This is a genomic window from Xanthomonas sp. 4461, from assembly GCF_024806475.1.
Taxonomy (GTDB): Bacteria; Pseudomonadota; Gammaproteobacteria; order Xanthomonadales; family Xanthomonadaceae; genus Xanthomonas; species Xanthomonas arboricola_F.
In genome coordinates this window covers 1580346-1593544 of record NZ_JANTYV010000001.1, presented here as the reverse complement: position 1 = coordinate 1593544, position 13199 = coordinate 1580346, and the positions used below count along the sequence as shown (strand labels likewise).

Genomic DNA, 13199 nt, shown 5'->3' with positions numbered 1-13199 from the left:
GCAATACGCCGCGTTTGCTGCATCTTTCACGCACGTTGGCCTAGCGTGATGCGCTCCGCTCATGGAGATATCGCGATGTCCAGATACGCCCCGCACGTCTATTCCGAGCACGTGCAGATCGCCACCCTCGAGCATTGGGTGGCCCTGCTCGACGGACAGGAACGCGTGCGCATCGAACTCGACGACGGCAGCACGCTCAGCGGCACCGTTGCCGTGCGCCCGACCATCCAGACCTATCTCGACGAGAACGACAACGAAGGCGTCAACGGGCAGTTGCGCCTGGATCAGCTGGACGCCACCCAGGAGCCGCCCTGGATCTGGATGGATCGCATCGTGGCCGTGCACCCGCTGCCATTGGGTTCCGATCCACACGTCGTGCCGTGATACGGGGCGTGTTGACGATGTATTTACTTCTCTCCGAGCAGTTGTCGGCATGATGGCCGACTGTCGCAACTGTTCAGGAATGGTTCGCAATGCATGCATCCCTGCCTACGCTGATTCGCTGGCCGCTGTCCTTGATGGCGTTGGCCGTTCTCGCCGGATGCGGCGACACCGCCACGCTGGCCATCGAACAGGGAACCGGGCCTGACCCGCAATTGCCCGAGCCGGTCAAGCGCCTGATCCCCACGGTGAAGGTGGCCCCGGTCAAGCGCTGGGCCGCCAACGCCAAACCCATGGCGGCCGACGATCTGCAGGTCAACGCGTTCGCGCGCGATCTCGATCACCCGCGCTGGGTCTACGTGCTGCCCAACGGCGATGTGCTGGTGGCCGAAACCGCCGAACCGCCGAAGCCGGAAAATGCCGAAAGCGGCGGCGGCCTGCGCAAGAAAGTGCAGGGCGCGGTGATGAAGAAAGCTGGCGCCGTGGTGCCCAGTGCCAACCGCATCACCCTGCTGCGCGACGCCGATGGCGACGGCGTGGCAGAGGTGCGCACGCAGTTCATCAGCGGCCTGTTCTCGCCATTCGGCATGGCGCTGGTCGGCGACCGCTTCTACGTGGCCAATGCCGACGCGCTGGTGAGCTTCCCGTACAAGCCTGGCGATACGCACATCAGTGCCAAGCCGACGTTCGTGGCCAATCTGCCCGGCGGGATCAATCACCATTGGACCAAGTCGCTGTTGGCCAACGCCGATGGCAGCAAGCTGTATGTGGGCGTCGGGTCCAACAGCAACGTGGCCGAAAACGGCATGGAGGCCGAACTCAACCGCGCGGCGATCCTGGAGATCGATCCAGCCACCGGCAGCAGCCGGGTGTTCGCCAGCGGCTTGCGCAACCCGGTGGGCACCGCGTGGGAACCGCAGAGCAAATCGCTGTGGGTCGTGGTCAACGAGCGCGACGAAATCGGCAGCGATTTGGTGCCGGACTATCTGACCTCGGTACGCGATGGCGGCTTCTATGGCTGGCCCTACAGCTACTACGGTCAACACGTAGATGAGCGGGTCACGCCGCAGAACCCCGAGCTGGTGGCCAAGGCGATCAAGCCGGATTACGCGCTGGGCCCGCATACGGCCTCACTTGGCCTGACCTTCGCCAGCGGAACTCTGCTGCCGGAGCGGTTCCGCCAGGGCGCCTTCATTGGCCAGCACGGCTCGTGGAATCGCGACCCGCCCAGTGGCTACAAGGTACTGTTCGTCCCGTTTGTCGCTGGCAAGCCCAGCGCAACGCCGATCACGGTCCTGGATGGATTTCTGGACGCCGAAGGCAATGCCCAGGGTCGCCCGGTGGGCGTTGCAGCGGACAATAGCGGCGCCTTGCTGGTCGCCGATGACGTGGGCAATGTGATCTGGCGGGTGACGCCGAAGGCGCGCTAAGCGGAGACGTTCGCAGGTTTTATCCCATCTTTCGATCCCTTCTCCCGCCGGGAGAAGGTGCCCCGCAGGGGCGGATGAGGGTACGCGCGTAGCCTCGCGGAACTACCGCGTTGCATGGCTTCGCCTCCTAGCCTCGCCCAACCTCTTTACCGCGGAACTGTCCTTCTCCCACCTGGAGACGGTGCCCCGAAGGGGCGGATGGGGGTACGCGCCCAGCCCGCGGGCCTGCCGCACAGCGTGGCTTCGCCTCGTGACCTCACCCCACTCCCACTCCGAGCCCCAGCCCGCACTTGCGACGCAGGCGCCCCCGGAGCGCGCGCCACTGGCGCGCAAACCGTGCCCTCTCTCCCGAAGGGAGAGGGGCTTTACGCATGGCCGAAACGTGAACCGCTGACTGACCCATCGCACACCTTTCATACAGTGGCAGCGAGTCGATAGCCGCAGCGCGTCAAGTCCTTGGCTGCGAGAACACCGCTTAGCGCGGCGATTCCGGCGATGCGCTGAAACGGCGTGCGTAGCCGCGCTCTTCGGTGATGCGGCTGATGTCGTCGTCGGCCATTTCCGGCGCACCGTAGACAGCGTAGGCCACGCTGCCGTCGTCGCGCTCACCGACCTGGTGCAGACGATAACGGGGGCGGCCGGCGCCGGTGTTTTCGGGGTAGTGCATCGGTGGCGGTGTGTCGTCCAGATCCATTTCGCTGTTGTCGACAACTCCACCTACGAACAGGGCTCGCATCGCGTATCTCCGGTGTGGGCTTGAATTCCAGCCTAGGCCGGCAGATGTTGCGTATGCATCAACGCTCCGTATAAACCGTGCAAGGTCGCCTGTTCGCAGATCACGTAATGGACGACCCGCGTCAGCGCGTGGCGAGCTGTCATGCTGCAAGACCGGATCGGAGGCGACCAGGACGGGAGACAGGCAGCGCTCCCTTACAATGGCCGCCTGTTCACGACCCGACGATCCGATGGCTGGCCCGCACGATGCACCGCTTCAAGCCCTGTTCCTGCCCTTCGCCCAAGGCGCGCTGCCGTGGCCGACAGGCCCGGTCCTGTTTCTGCGCGCGCGCGACGGTTTTCCGCTGCGCGAGCATGCATCCGCCGACGCGCTGACCTGCGAGCAGAGTTTTCGCCCGTTTGCGCAGGCATTGCAGGGGAGCGGCTGGAGCGTGCGCGAAGAGAGCGAGATCGAGGCCGACAGTACGCGGTATGCGCTGGTGCTGGTGCTGCCGCCGCGGCAGCGCGAAGAAGCGCGCGCGCTGTTTGCACGCGCGCTCGCGCTGACCGCGCCCGGCGGCAGGGTGGTGGCGTGCCAGTCCAACAACGAGGGCGCGCGCTCGGGCGAGGCCGATCTGCGCCAGCTCGCCGGCCTGGCCGGCAGCCTGACCAAGCACCACTGCCGCACCTACTGGACCGCGCCGCTGCCTGCCGACACCGACGCCGCGTTGCAGGCGCGCTGGGCCGCGCTGGATGCGCCACGCAAGATTCTGGATGGGCGCTTCGTCAGCCGACCGGGCGTGTTCGCCTGGGATCGCATCGATCCTGCGTCGGCGTTGCTGGTCGAGCACCTGCCGGCCACCCTGGCCGGGCATGGCGCCGACCTGGGTGCGGGGTTCGGGTATCTCTCGGCCGAACTGCTGGCGCGCTGCCCCAAGGTCACCGCGCTGGACCTGTACGAAGCCGAGGCGCGCGCACTGGCGTTGGCGCGACGCAATCTGCAGGACATCGCGCATCCGGCGCAGGTGCAGTACCTCTGGCATGACGTCACCGCCGGGCTGGCGGCGCAGTATGACTTCATCGTCAGCAACCCCCCGTTCCACACGCCCTCGCGCGCCGATCGCCCGGACATCGGCCAGCGTTTCATCGCCGTGGCCGCGCAGGCACTGCGCCCGGGCGGGCAGCTGCTGCTGGTGGCCAACCGGCATCTGCCCTACGAGCAGGTGCTCAACGAAAGCTTCGGGCAGGTCCGCGTGGCCGCCGAGCGCGACGGCTTCAAGTTGATCGCTGCCGTGCGCGGCAAGGCGGCGCGCGCATGAAGCTGGTCAAACACATCGCCAATCTCGGCTATGGCAGCCGCAAGCAGGTGACCCAGCTGTTTCGCCAGGGCGCCGTCACCGATGCGCAGGGCGAGGTGCTGTATGCCGACGACCAGGTGGAGCACGATGCCATCCGCATCGACGGCGAGCCGCTGGACCCGCCGCCGGGTTTCAGCCTGTTGCTGCACAAGCCCAGCGGGTACACCTGTTCGACCAAGGACACCGGCCGGCTGATCTACGAGCTGCTGCCATCGCGCTTTCGCTCGCGTGCGCCGGTATTGGCGCCGGTGGGGCGGCTGGATCGCGACACCAGCGGCATGCTGCTGATGACCGACGATGGCGCGTTGCTGCACCGGATCATTTCGCCCAAGTCCGCGTTGGACAAGGTCTACGACGTCAGCCTGGCCGACGACCTGCGCGGCGACGAAGCGGCGCTGTTTTCCAGCGGCACGCTGCTGCTGGAAGGCGAAACCAAGCCATTGCTGCCGGCCGAGCTTGAGGTGCTTGGCCCACGCCAGGCACGTCTGACCCTGCACGAGGGCCGCTATCACCAGGTACGCCGCATGTTCGCCGCAGCCGGCAATCATGTGGCGGCGCTGCACCGCAGCCGTATCGGCGGCTTGTCGCTGGACGCGTTGCCGGCCGGGCAATGGCGTGCGCTGCAGGACAGCGATCTGGAGGTGTTGTTCGGGCGTGGAGCGGTTGCATGACGGCGGCCACCCCGCTGCCGTTCCGCCCGCAGGCGGTGATCTTCGATATGGATGGCCTGATGCTCGACAGCGAGCGCGCCATCACCGCCTGCCTGGCACAGGCGGCCGAGGCGCAGGGGCTGACGATCGAGCCGGCGTTCTGGTTGCAGATGGTGGGCACCGGCGATGTCGCCTGCCGCCGCCTGCTCGGCGAACGCGTCGGCGACGCCGCTGCCGACCGCATGCTGGCGCGCGCGCAGCTGCTCTATGCCGTCGTTGCCGAACGCGGTATCCCGCACCGGCCCGGCATCATTGCGTTGCTGGAGTATCTGGTGGCGATCGGCATGCCGCGTGCGGTGGCGACCTCCACCCAGCGCCCGCTTGCGTTGCGCAAGCTCAAGGCGGCCGATCTGCTGTGGCGCTTCGACGCGGTGTGCACGGCCAGCGATGTGGTCCATCCCAAGCCGGCGCCGGACATCTACCTGTTGGCAGCGCATTCGCTCCAGGTGGACCCTGCGCACTGCCTGGTGCTGGAAGATTCGCCGACCGGCGTGCGCGCCGCATTGGCGGCGGGCATGACCCCGATCCAGATCCCGGACCTGCTCGAACCGGATGCGGACGTGCGCGCGCTGGGCCATCGCATCATGCCTTCGCTGAGCGATGCACAGCGCCTGCTGGAAGCGCAATTGTCGGGCTGATCTGCAGGGTGGGTGAGCGTGCGGACGCGCATCCGGACCGCAGCGCGATGCCAGGCGCAGCAATCCGCGCTGGCGATCAGCCCATGGCACGCTGGCGATCAGCGCGCGACCACCAACGCCCCGCTCCCGCCGGGGCGAGAAGGCACGGTTTGCGCGCCACTGGCGCGCGCGGTTTGGAGCGCCTGCGTCGCAAACGCGGGCTGGGCGCGGTGCGGTACGGACAAACCAACCCAAACCGCTTCACGCATGGACAATGCGCAAAGCCCCGCTGCAGCGGATGCACGATGCGCACCGTTATCGGAGCTTGCGCCTCACCGATGCGCAAACAGGGTTGTCGTGCATGACCACCGCCACAGACCGGCAAGCACGCGCGTAGCAGCGTCACGCCCGGCACGCTGCAACGCGCATCACCCAGCCCGCATCGGCAGCACACCTCACACGTATTGCATCTTGCGCGACATGCCGCCGTCGACGACGAAGTCCTGCCCGGTGACGAACCCGGACAGCTGCGGCGACAGCAGATAGACCGCCAGCTGCGCGATGTCTTCCGGCGTGCCCACACGTCCGGCCGGGTGCTGCGCATGGTCGCGTCGCGACAGTCTGGGCGCACGACGGCGCTGCGGCGCACGCCAGGCATCGGTGCTGATCCACCCCGGACTGATGCTGTTGACGCGTACCTGCGGGCCTTCGCTCAACGCCAATGCGTGAGTAAAGGCGACCAGGCCGCCCTTGGCCGCCGCATAGGCTTCGCTATGCGGCTCGGACTGCCAGGCGCGGGTGGAGGCGATATTGACGATCGCACCACCGTCCTGCGCCTGCGTCAGCGCAGGCAAGGCATGTTTGCTGCATAAAAATGCGCCATGCAGGCTTGCCAGATGCCGGTTCCAGTCGTCCCATTCCAGCTGCGGCAACGGCGCAACGTGCGGGTCTGCGACGCCGGCGTTATTGACCAGGCCATCGAGTCTGCCGAAGCGCTTGCGCGCCGTGGCGATCAAGCGCGCGGCCTGGGTCTTGCGCGCGGCATCGCAGCGCACGAACGCACTGCGTTGTGGCAGCGCCCATTCCTGCAGGCAGGCCTTTCCGGCATCGGCATCCAGATCGCCGATCACCACACTGCCGCCGGCACCAAGCACAGCCTGCGCAATCCCGCGTCCAATGCCTTGCGCGCCACCGGTGATCACCACCACGCGGTCCTGCAGCGGTGACGGGTTCCATGCGGAAACAGCGGGAATCAGGGCCATGGCGTGCGCACATAACGGAAGGATGCGGCACTGTAGCGCGCGCCATGTCAGTGCTGCAGAAACACCGGGTATGCGTGCGACAGCGACGCAAACGTGGTCCTTATCGGCACTTCAACCGATGAGCTGTCGACGCAGGCTGCCGACGGTCGTGGCTTGCTGCACGCGATGGCGCGTAACAGCAGGCGTGCTCAGTGCTCGGCGCCGTTCAATACGCGGTCCCAGCCCGCGTGGCCCAGCCGTTCCAGCGTCTGGATATTGCGCTCGACAATCACGTCAGGATCCGGGAACGCCGCCACCGCACGTTCCACGCTGTCCTCGCGCAGCAGGTGCAGGGTCGGGAACGGCGAGCGGTTGGTGAAGTTGGCCACATCGTCCGGCGCAGCGCCTGCGAATTGGTAATCGGGATGGAAGCTGGCCACCTGCAGGATGCCTTGCAGATCCAGCGCTTCCACCGCTGCGTCGGCGTTGTCGAGGAAGTCGTTGTACTCCAGGAAGTCGGTGAGCACGTCCGGATGCACGATCAGCGTGGTGTCGATCTGCTCGGACGGCGTGTCGCGCAGCAGCACCAGTTCTTCGGCCAGTTGTTCCAGCAGGGCTTCGGGCGTGCTGGCATCGCTGAGTACCAGCCGCACCTGGTCCTTGACGTACACCGCCTTGGCGAACGGGCAAAGGTTCAGCCCGATCACCGCGCGCTCGATCCAGGTGCGGGTCGCGGTCAACGGATCGGGCGTGGCAGGCGTGGTGGTCATCGTGGCGGCAGCGTGATGGCGCGCCAGTGTATGCGATCGCTGCGGGCGCGGCGGCGCTAGCCGATTCATCAACGAGGACGCAGCAGACGCAACCGATGCCGTCCGGCGCGATGTTGCTGCGCCCACGCAATCAGCGCGTGTCGCCGTCGTCGCTGTACTCAGCCTCGTCAACATGTGCACCGACATGCGCACGCAAGAACTCCACCGACACCTGTGCAACGTGTCCGGCCAGCGGCGTCTTGTGCGGCGACCCGATGGCATGCGCGCCGCTGTCGAAGGCGATCGCCTGCTTGAGCGGAGCAGCGGTGCCCAGCGCGTCGAACATGGCCAGCATCGCCGGCACCGAGGCAATCTGATCTTCGTCGCCATTGGGCGCGCGGTAATAGCCCAGCAGCACCGGGCAGCGCACCTGTGACCACGGCGGCGCGGTGGCGAGCGCATCGAAGACGCCGCGCAAGGTTCGAAAGCCATCCGGGTGGATGCTGTCCGACCAGTAGGCCAGCTCCGCGGCGCTGCGCGGGTACGGGTCGGCGATCGGCGCATCGGCGTCGCAGAGCCGATCGAGCAGGTCCGCATTGACCGGCTGGATGCCGGGCGACCACGCCACCACCGCCGCAACCTGCTCGGGATGCCGGGCCGCAAGCCATAACGCCAGCGTGCCGCCCAGTGACGAACCGACAATCGCAACGCGCTTGCCCATGCGCTGCGCCTGCGCCAGCGCCTGCCGTGCAGAGCTGTGTAGCGCCGCTGTGGTCAGCCCCCGCATCGCATCGGGTGCGCGGTCACCATGCTGGGGCCAGCGGTGCACGTAGCCGTTGGCGCCCAATGCATCGGCCATCTGTTCGGGCAGCGCGCCGGCCTCGCCCGGACTTGCAGAAAACCCATGCAGGAACAGCAGCGCCAGTGGGGTGCGTTGCTGGGCAGCGCTGCGCCAATGCCAGCGTGCCGCGGTACCTGGCTTCAGCTCAGTGCTGTGGTCGTTGTGCATGGTGGGCCAGCAGGGCCAGCAGTTCGTGGGCGTTGATCGGCTTGGACAGGTAACCCGCCACGCCGGCGGCTGCGGCTTCGCGCATCGAATCGGTACGCGTGTCGGCGGTCAGCACGACGATCGGCGGCAGCGCGGCAATCGCATCGCGGGCCTGCCCCAAGGCATCCCAGCCGGAGGTGCCGGGCATGTGCAGATCGAGAAACACCAGGTCCGGCGCGGCCTGGGCAATGCGCTGCACCGCATCGGTGCCATCGACATGAAAGCTCACCCGATGCCCGGCGCGCGTCAGCAGGTTGCCGATCACCAGGCGATTGGTGTCCATGTCCTCGAAGACCAGGCAATGCAGCGGCGGCACGGTCTGCGCGTGGTGCGCCAACGCATCGCGCAGGTCGAGCGTGCGGCTGCTGTCGGCTGCGGCCACCGGCAGCTCGAAGATCCAGCGGAAGATGCTGCCGCCGGCCGGGTTGTCGCCCACCGTCAGGCTGCCGCGCATCGCATCGGACACCGACAGGGCGATATACAGCCCCAGGCCGACCCCGCCCTCGGCACGGCTGAATCCGGTGCTGAGCTGGGTGAACGGCGTAAAGATGTAGGCCTTCTTGTCGTCGGGCACGCCGATGCCGGTGTCGGTGATCGTCGCGGCGATCAACCAGCGCTGCTGTATCTGGGTGGCTTCGATCAGCAATTCGACCGCGCCACCGGCCGGGGTGAATTTGATCGCATTGATGACCAGGTTGCTGATCACCTGCTCGATGCGGCCTTCGTCGCCCCGCACGTAGGGCGTGTTCGGTGCCTCCATGCGCACGCTCAGCGACACGCCCTTGGTGGATGCGGCGGTTGCGCAGACCGCTTTGACGGTGGTCAGCACGTCCAGCAGGCTCAGAGGCTTGCTCTGCAGCTGCAGTCGCCCACCGTCGATGCTGGCAACGTCCAGCACTTCATTGACGCGATGGCGCAGTGCGGTCGCATTGACGGTCATGGCCTGCATCAGGTCGCGCTGTTCGGACGACATGTTGTCGGTGTCGATCAGCTGCGCGCAATTGATGACCGCATTCAACGGCGTGCGCAGCTCATGGTTCATGGTGCTGATGAAACGGCTTTGCGCATCGCGCGAGGCCAGCGCCTGCAGCGCCACTTCCTGCATCGCAAGCACGATGCGCGCCACCAGCAGCGGCAGCACCATGCTGAGCGCCACCGCATACACGAAGTACGCCGGCCGCGACAGCCAGTAGCCGCTGGGCGCGGTCAGCAACATCAGCACGAAGGTGGCCAGCAGCACCGGCAAGGTCGCGCGTTGCCCATAGCGGGCCACCGCCGCGATGGTGATGAACGGCAAAAACGCGTTCAACGACATCAACAGGATGAAGGCCAGCGTGGTCTGGATGCCGATGAACAGCAGGTTCATCGCAAAGCCCATCGCATCCAGCCACTCGCTGGGCGGGATGACCCGGCGCCGCACCAGCACCATCCACGCGACCGAGATGACCCATAAGGCCACTGCGGTGGGGAATACGTTGTGCGCGTCCTTGACCAGCACCGGCTGTGGGCCATACAGCCAGCCCAGGCACCACAGGGTCACCATGGTCTGCACGATCACCCGGCCGACGCAGGCGCGGTATTCCAGAAACGACTCGAACAGCCGCACCAGTCTGTCGTTGCGCAGCTGCCGGGCGGCCAGAATCAGGCCGGGCGCTGCGCCGTCGGAAGTGCTACGCATGAGGCTCCGCGTCGTCGATGGGAAGAGTGCGCCGGTAGCGCTTGACCAGTAGACCTGCGGCAGTGGCCACGGCGGTGAAGCGGTGCGCAAGCATGTCGCTCAACGCGTCGCGTTCCACGTCGTCACGCAGCTGGTCGCAGGCCTTGAGCAAGGGCTGCGAGCCGGTCAACGAGATGGTGTTCTTCAACGAGTGGATCTGTTCCAGTGCCTGCGCGCGGCTGGTGTTGGCGTCGCCAAGCGTGCACCGCGCAATGGCGTGTTCGATCTCCACCGCAAAGGCGTCGGCAAAGGCCGCAGCAGCCACCGGGTCGAGGCCGGCCATGGTGTGCAGCGTGGATCCGCTTTCGATCTGCGGTTGCGCATGGATCTTGACCGCCTGCACGCCGCCTGCGGCAGGCGCGCTGGCCTGTAAGGTGCGCAGGCGATGCAGCAGGCGGGTGAGCAGGGAGCGCATCGCGCCGCTAGACCTGCGGCCCGCAGCGACGATCGCGCTCAGCGCGGCCGCAACGCAGGCGTTGCTGGCCCCACTGCACGGCGCCGCAACGCACTGCAGGCGCCTGCATGGCGGCGTCGGCCACCGCACTCACCGGCATCGCCCGCGCACGCTCAGTCGCGGAAGTTGTCAAATTGCAGCGGAAGCTCGAAATCGGCCTTTTTCAGCAGCGCGATCGCATCCTGCAGGTCGTCGCGCTTCTTGCCGGTCACGCGCAGCTTGTCGCCGTTGATCTGCGCCTCGACCTTGATCTTGGCTTCCTTCAACTTGGCCACCAGCTGCTTGGCCTGCTTCTGCTCGAGGCCCTGCTTGACGGTGACCTTCTGCCGCGCACCGGCCAGATTGGTTTCCACATCGCCAAAGTCCAGGCAGCGCACATCGATGCTGCGCGCCAACAGCCGCGCGCGCAGGATGTCGGTCATCTGCTTGAGCTGGAAGTCGCTGGGCGCGGACTGGTTGATCACCTTGCCGTCCTCCAGTTCGAACTTGGCTTCCACACCCTTGAAATCGAAACGCGTGTCCAGTTCACGGTTGGCCTGGTCCACCGCATTGGTCAGTTCGTGCTTGTCGACTTCGGACACGACGTCGAAGGAAGGCATGCAAAGCTCCTGTTGTCTGAAAACAGCGGCCATTCTAGGCCATCGCGCCCGGATGCCCGTCATCGGCGCATGGCGGTTGGCGCGTTGCGACGGCGATAATGCGTCCATGCCCAACCCCCGTTCTCCGCTTGCCGCCATCGCCTGGATGGTCGCCGCCGTGGCCTGCTTCTCGCTGATGGATGCGGCGATGAAGCTGCTGTCGGCGCATTACCCGCCGTTGCAGGTGACCCTGTTGCGTGGCGCCGCGTCGCTGCCGTTCGTGCTGGTGTGGGTGTTCGCCACCGCCGGGCCGCGTGCCATCGTGCCGGTGCGCTGGGGCCTGCATCTGCTGCGCGGGGGCCTGGGCATGGTGATGATCGGCTGCTTCGTCTACGGCCTGAAGCGGATGCCGCTGTCCACCGCCTACACCATCTACTTCGTGGCACCGTTGCTGGTGGCGGCCTTGTCGGTGCCGCTACTGGGGGAACACGTGGGGCCGCGGCGCTGGACGGCGATCGCCATCGGCCTGGTCGGGGTCATCGTGGTGCTGCGCCCGGGCGTGGGCGGGTTGGTGTCGCTGCCAGGGCTGATGGTGCTGCTGGCGGCCACCGCCTATGCCATCGCCGCAGTCACGGTGAGCCTGCTGACCCGCACCGATACGCCGCAGTCCATGGTGGTGTGGTTCCTGCTGTTCATGGCCATCGGCGCAGGCTTGCTGGCCATCCCCGACTGGGTGCCGTTGCAGGCCAGCCACGGCTGGCTGATCGCCGGCATGGGCCTGGCCGGCGCGCTGGGGCAGATTGCGCTGACCCAGGCCTTCCTGCGCGGCGAGGCCTCGATGATCGCGCCGCTGGAATACACCGGCCTGGTCTGGGTGATCGGCTGGGACTGGCTGCTGTGGCAGACCTTGCCCGACGGCTGGACCTGGACCGGCGCCGGCATCATCGTCGCCAGCGGGCTGTATTTGTTGCGGCGGGAGCGGATAAGGCAGGCCGATAGGCCGCCGCCGCTGGATAGGCCGTGATTGGGGATTCGGGAGTCGGGATTGGGGATTCGCAAGGGCAACGGCAAGGCGCTTTGGCTTTTGCGAATCCCCAATCCCCAATCCCGAATCCCAGCCGTTAGAACCTAATGGAATGACGGCCGTAAACATTGACTGGTAGGCTTCACGACCCCCCAATCGGCCACGCGCGGTGATCCAGTTTCAGGGCCTGCACAAGTCTTACTCCGTCGACGGTCGCCAGATCGTGGCGCTGCATCCGCTCGATCTGCGGATCGGCCCTGGCGAGGTGTTCGGCATCATCGGTCATTCCGGTGCCGGCAAATCCACGCTGATCCGCTTGATCAACCGGCTGGAGGAGCCTAGCGGTGGGCGCCTGCTGATTGGCGAGGAAGACGTCACCGCGCTGGACAGCCAGGGCATGCGTGGCCTGCGTCGGCGCATCGGCATGATCTTCCAGCACTTCAACCTGCTGTCCTCGCGCACCGTGGCCGGCAATGTGGCCTTTCCGCTGGAACTGGCCGGCACCGTGCGCGCGCAGATCGATGCGCGGGTGGCCGAGCTGCTGGCGCGGGTCGGCCTGCAGGAGCACGCCAGCAAGTATCCGGCGCAGCTGTCCGGCGGCCAGAAGCAGCGCGTGGGCATTGCGCGCGCGCTGGCCACCCGGCCGCAGATCCTGCTGTGCGACGAGGCCACCAGCGCGCTGGACCCGCAGACCACCGCCTCGGTGCTGCAACTGCTGGCGCAGATCAACCGCGAGCTGGGCCTGACCATCGTGCTGATCACCCACGAAATGGACGTGATCCGCCGGGTCTGCGACCGCGTGGCGGTGCTGGACGCCGGCAAGCTGGTGGAAACCGGCCCGGTCACCGAGGTGTTCCTGCATCCCAAACATGCCACCACGCGGCGCTTCGTGTCCGAAGCCGAGCACGTGGACGAGGCCGAGCTGCACCGCGATTTCGCCGCCGTCGGCGGGCGCGTCGTGCGGCTGACCTTCCTGGGGAACGGTACCTATGAGCCGGTGCTGGGCCGCATCGCCCGCGAGACCGGGGTCGACTACAACATCCTGTCCGGGCGCGTGGACCGCATCAAGGACACGCCGTACGGCCAGCTCATCGTCGCGCTGACCGGCGGCGACCAGAATGCTGCGCGTGCCGGCTTTGTCGCCGCTGGCGTGCACGTGGAGGACCTGCGCGTATGAA

General features: G+C 66.9%; 14 protein-coding genes. 7 read left to right on the top strand and 7 right to left on the bottom strand.

All coding sequences use genetic code 11. The annotated features are described in order from the left end of the window. Nucleotides 1-75 precede the first annotated feature (75 nt). Nucleotides 76-384, top strand: coding sequence for a DUF3247 family protein (locus FHY19_RS06815; RefSeq protein ID WP_259163138.1), 309 nt, complete (start codon nt 76-78; stop codon nt 382-384). Nucleotides 385-473: 89 nt separating this feature from the next. Then, entirely contained in the window at nt 474-1811 is a 1338-nt protein-coding gene (locus tag FHY19_RS06810; protein WP_259163137.1) for a sorbosone dehydrogenase family protein, read from the top strand. Between the two features lie 475 nt (nt 1812-2286). Here the strand turns inward: FHY19_RS06810 and FHY19_RS06805 are convergent, their stop codons facing one another. Beyond that, on the bottom strand, nt 2287-2547 hold the full coding sequence (locus FHY19_RS06805) for a hypothetical protein (RefSeq protein ID WP_104535155.1): 261 nt from the start codon (nt 2545-2547) through the stop codon (nt 2287-2289). A gap of 229 nt (nt 2548-2776) precedes the next feature. Here FHY19_RS06805 and FHY19_RS06800 point away from each other — a divergent pair, with 229 nt between their 5' ends. The 3 genes from FHY19_RS06800 to FHY19_RS06790 are packed head-to-tail and all read left to right on the top strand — an operon-like array spanning nt 2777 to nt 5231. Next, nucleotides 2777-3844 (top strand): class I SAM-dependent methyltransferase, encoded by a 1068-nt coding sequence (locus FHY19_RS06800; RefSeq protein ID WP_259163136.1) that lies wholly within the window; start codon nt 2777-2779, stop codon nt 3842-3844. Further along, the gene (locus FHY19_RS06795) at nt 3841-4554 is read left to right on the top strand and encodes a pseudouridine synthase (protein WP_259156685.1); all 714 of its coding nucleotides are present in this window, start codon (nt 3841-3843) and stop codon (nt 4552-4554) included. The genes FHY19_RS06800 and FHY19_RS06795 overlap by 4 nt, the downstream gene beginning before the upstream one ends. Continuing rightward, entirely contained in the window at nt 4551-5231 is a 681-nt protein-coding gene (locus FHY19_RS06790) for an HAD family phosphatase (RefSeq protein WP_259163135.1), read from the top strand. Before FHY19_RS06795 ends, FHY19_RS06790 begins: the two co-directional genes overlap by 4 nt. A 434-nt stretch (nt 5232-5665) precedes the next feature. Here FHY19_RS06790 and FHY19_RS06785 read toward each other — a convergent pair whose 3' ends face one another. From FHY19_RS06785 to FHY19_RS06760, 6 genes are all read right to left on the bottom strand, one after another. After that, entirely contained in the window at nt 5666-6472 is an 807-nt protein-coding gene (locus tag FHY19_RS06785) for an SDR family oxidoreductase (RefSeq protein ID WP_259163134.1), read from the bottom strand. A gap of 188 nt (nt 6473-6660) precedes the next feature. Continuing rightward, nucleotides 6661-7221 (bottom strand): DUF1415 domain-containing protein, encoded by a 561-nt coding sequence (locus FHY19_RS06780; RefSeq protein ID WP_259156680.1) that lies wholly within the window; start codon nt 7219-7221, stop codon nt 6661-6663. A 130-nt stretch (nt 7222-7351) separates the two neighbouring features. Further along, nucleotides 7352-8209: an alpha/beta fold hydrolase gene (locus FHY19_RS06775; RefSeq protein ID WP_259163133.1), complete on the bottom strand. Its 858-nt coding sequence runs from the start codon at nt 8207-8209 to the stop codon at nt 7352-7354. Then, nucleotides 8187-9926 carry an ATP-binding protein gene (locus FHY19_RS06770; RefSeq protein WP_259163132.1) on the bottom strand — a complete coding sequence of 580 codons (1740 nt, stop codon included), beginning with the start codon at nt 9924-9926 and terminating at the stop codon, nt 8187-8189. The genes FHY19_RS06775 and FHY19_RS06770 overlap by 23 nt, the downstream gene beginning before the upstream one ends. Continuing rightward, nucleotides 9919-10380: a hypothetical protein gene (locus FHY19_RS06765; protein ID WP_259163131.1), complete on the bottom strand. Its 462-nt coding sequence runs from the start codon at nt 10378-10380 to the stop codon at nt 9919-9921. The genes FHY19_RS06770 and FHY19_RS06765 overlap by 8 nt, the downstream gene beginning before the upstream one ends. A 152-nt stretch (nt 10381-10532) precedes the next feature. Further along, the gene (locus tag FHY19_RS06760; RefSeq protein ID WP_259156674.1) at nt 10533-11018 is read right to left on the bottom strand and encodes a YajQ family cyclic di-GMP-binding protein; all 486 of its coding nucleotides are present in this window, start codon (nt 11016-11018) and stop codon (nt 10533-10535) included. Between the two features lie 106 nt (nt 11019-11124). Between FHY19_RS06760 and FHY19_RS06755 the strand changes: the two genes are divergently transcribed. Beyond that, complete coding sequence (locus FHY19_RS06755) at nt 11125-12021, top strand: DMT family transporter (RefSeq protein ID WP_259156671.1); 897 nt, start codon at nt 11125-11127, stop codon at nt 12019-12021. Between the two features lie 169 nt (nt 12022-12190). Beyond that, nucleotides 12191-13198: a methionine ABC transporter ATP-binding protein gene (locus FHY19_RS06750; RefSeq protein ID WP_259163130.1), complete on the top strand. Its 1008-nt coding sequence runs from the start codon at nt 12191-12193 to the stop codon at nt 13196-13198. Nucleotide 13199 lies beyond the last annotated feature (1 nt).

Bases quoted from the DNA above. Each gene is read 5' to 3' on its own strand.
- FHY19_RS06815 (WP_259163138.1), top strand. From the start codon at position 76: ATGTCCAGATACGCCCCGCACGTCTATTCCGAGCACGTGCAGATCGCC.
- FHY19_RS06810 (WP_259163137.1), top strand. From the start codon at position 474: ATGCATGCATCCCTGCCTACGCTGATTCGCTGGCCGCTGTCCTTGATG.
- FHY19_RS06805 (WP_104535155.1), bottom strand. From the start codon at position 2,547: ATGCGAGCCCTGTTCGTAGGTGGAGTTGTCGACAACAGCGAAATGGAT.
- FHY19_RS06800 (WP_259163136.1), top strand. From the start codon at position 2,777: ATGGCTGGCCCGCACGATGCACCGCTTCAAGCCCTGTTCCTGCCCTTC.
- FHY19_RS06795 (WP_259156685.1), top strand. From the start codon at position 3,841: ATGAAGCTGGTCAAACACATCGCCAATCTCGGCTATGGCAGCCGCAAG.
- FHY19_RS06790 (WP_259163135.1), top strand. From the start codon at position 4,551: ATGACGGCGGCCACCCCGCTGCCGTTCCGCCCGCAGGCGGTGATCTTC.
- FHY19_RS06785 (WP_259163134.1), bottom strand. From the start codon at position 6,472: ATGGCCCTGATTCCCGCTGTTTCCGCATGGAACCCGTCACCGCTGCAG.
- FHY19_RS06780 (WP_259156680.1), bottom strand. From the start codon at position 7,221: ATGACCACCACGCCTGCCACGCCCGATCCGTTGACCGCGACCCGCACC.
- FHY19_RS06775 (WP_259163133.1), bottom strand. From the start codon at position 8,209: ATGCACAACGACCACAGCACTGAGCTGAAGCCAGGTACCGCGGCACGC.
- FHY19_RS06770 (WP_259163132.1), bottom strand. From the start codon at position 9,926: ATGCGTAGCACTTCCGACGGCGCAGCGCCCGGCCTGATTCTGGCCGCC.
- FHY19_RS06765 (WP_259163131.1), bottom strand. From the start codon at position 10,380: ATGCGCTCCCTGCTCACCCGCCTGCTGCATCGCCTGCGCACCTTACAG.
- FHY19_RS06760 (WP_259156674.1), bottom strand. From the start codon at position 11,018: ATGCCTTCCTTCGACGTCGTGTCCGAAGTCGACAAGCACGAACTGACC.
- FHY19_RS06755 (WP_259156671.1), top strand. From the start codon at position 11,125: ATGCCCAACCCCCGTTCTCCGCTTGCCGCCATCGCCTGGATGGTCGCC.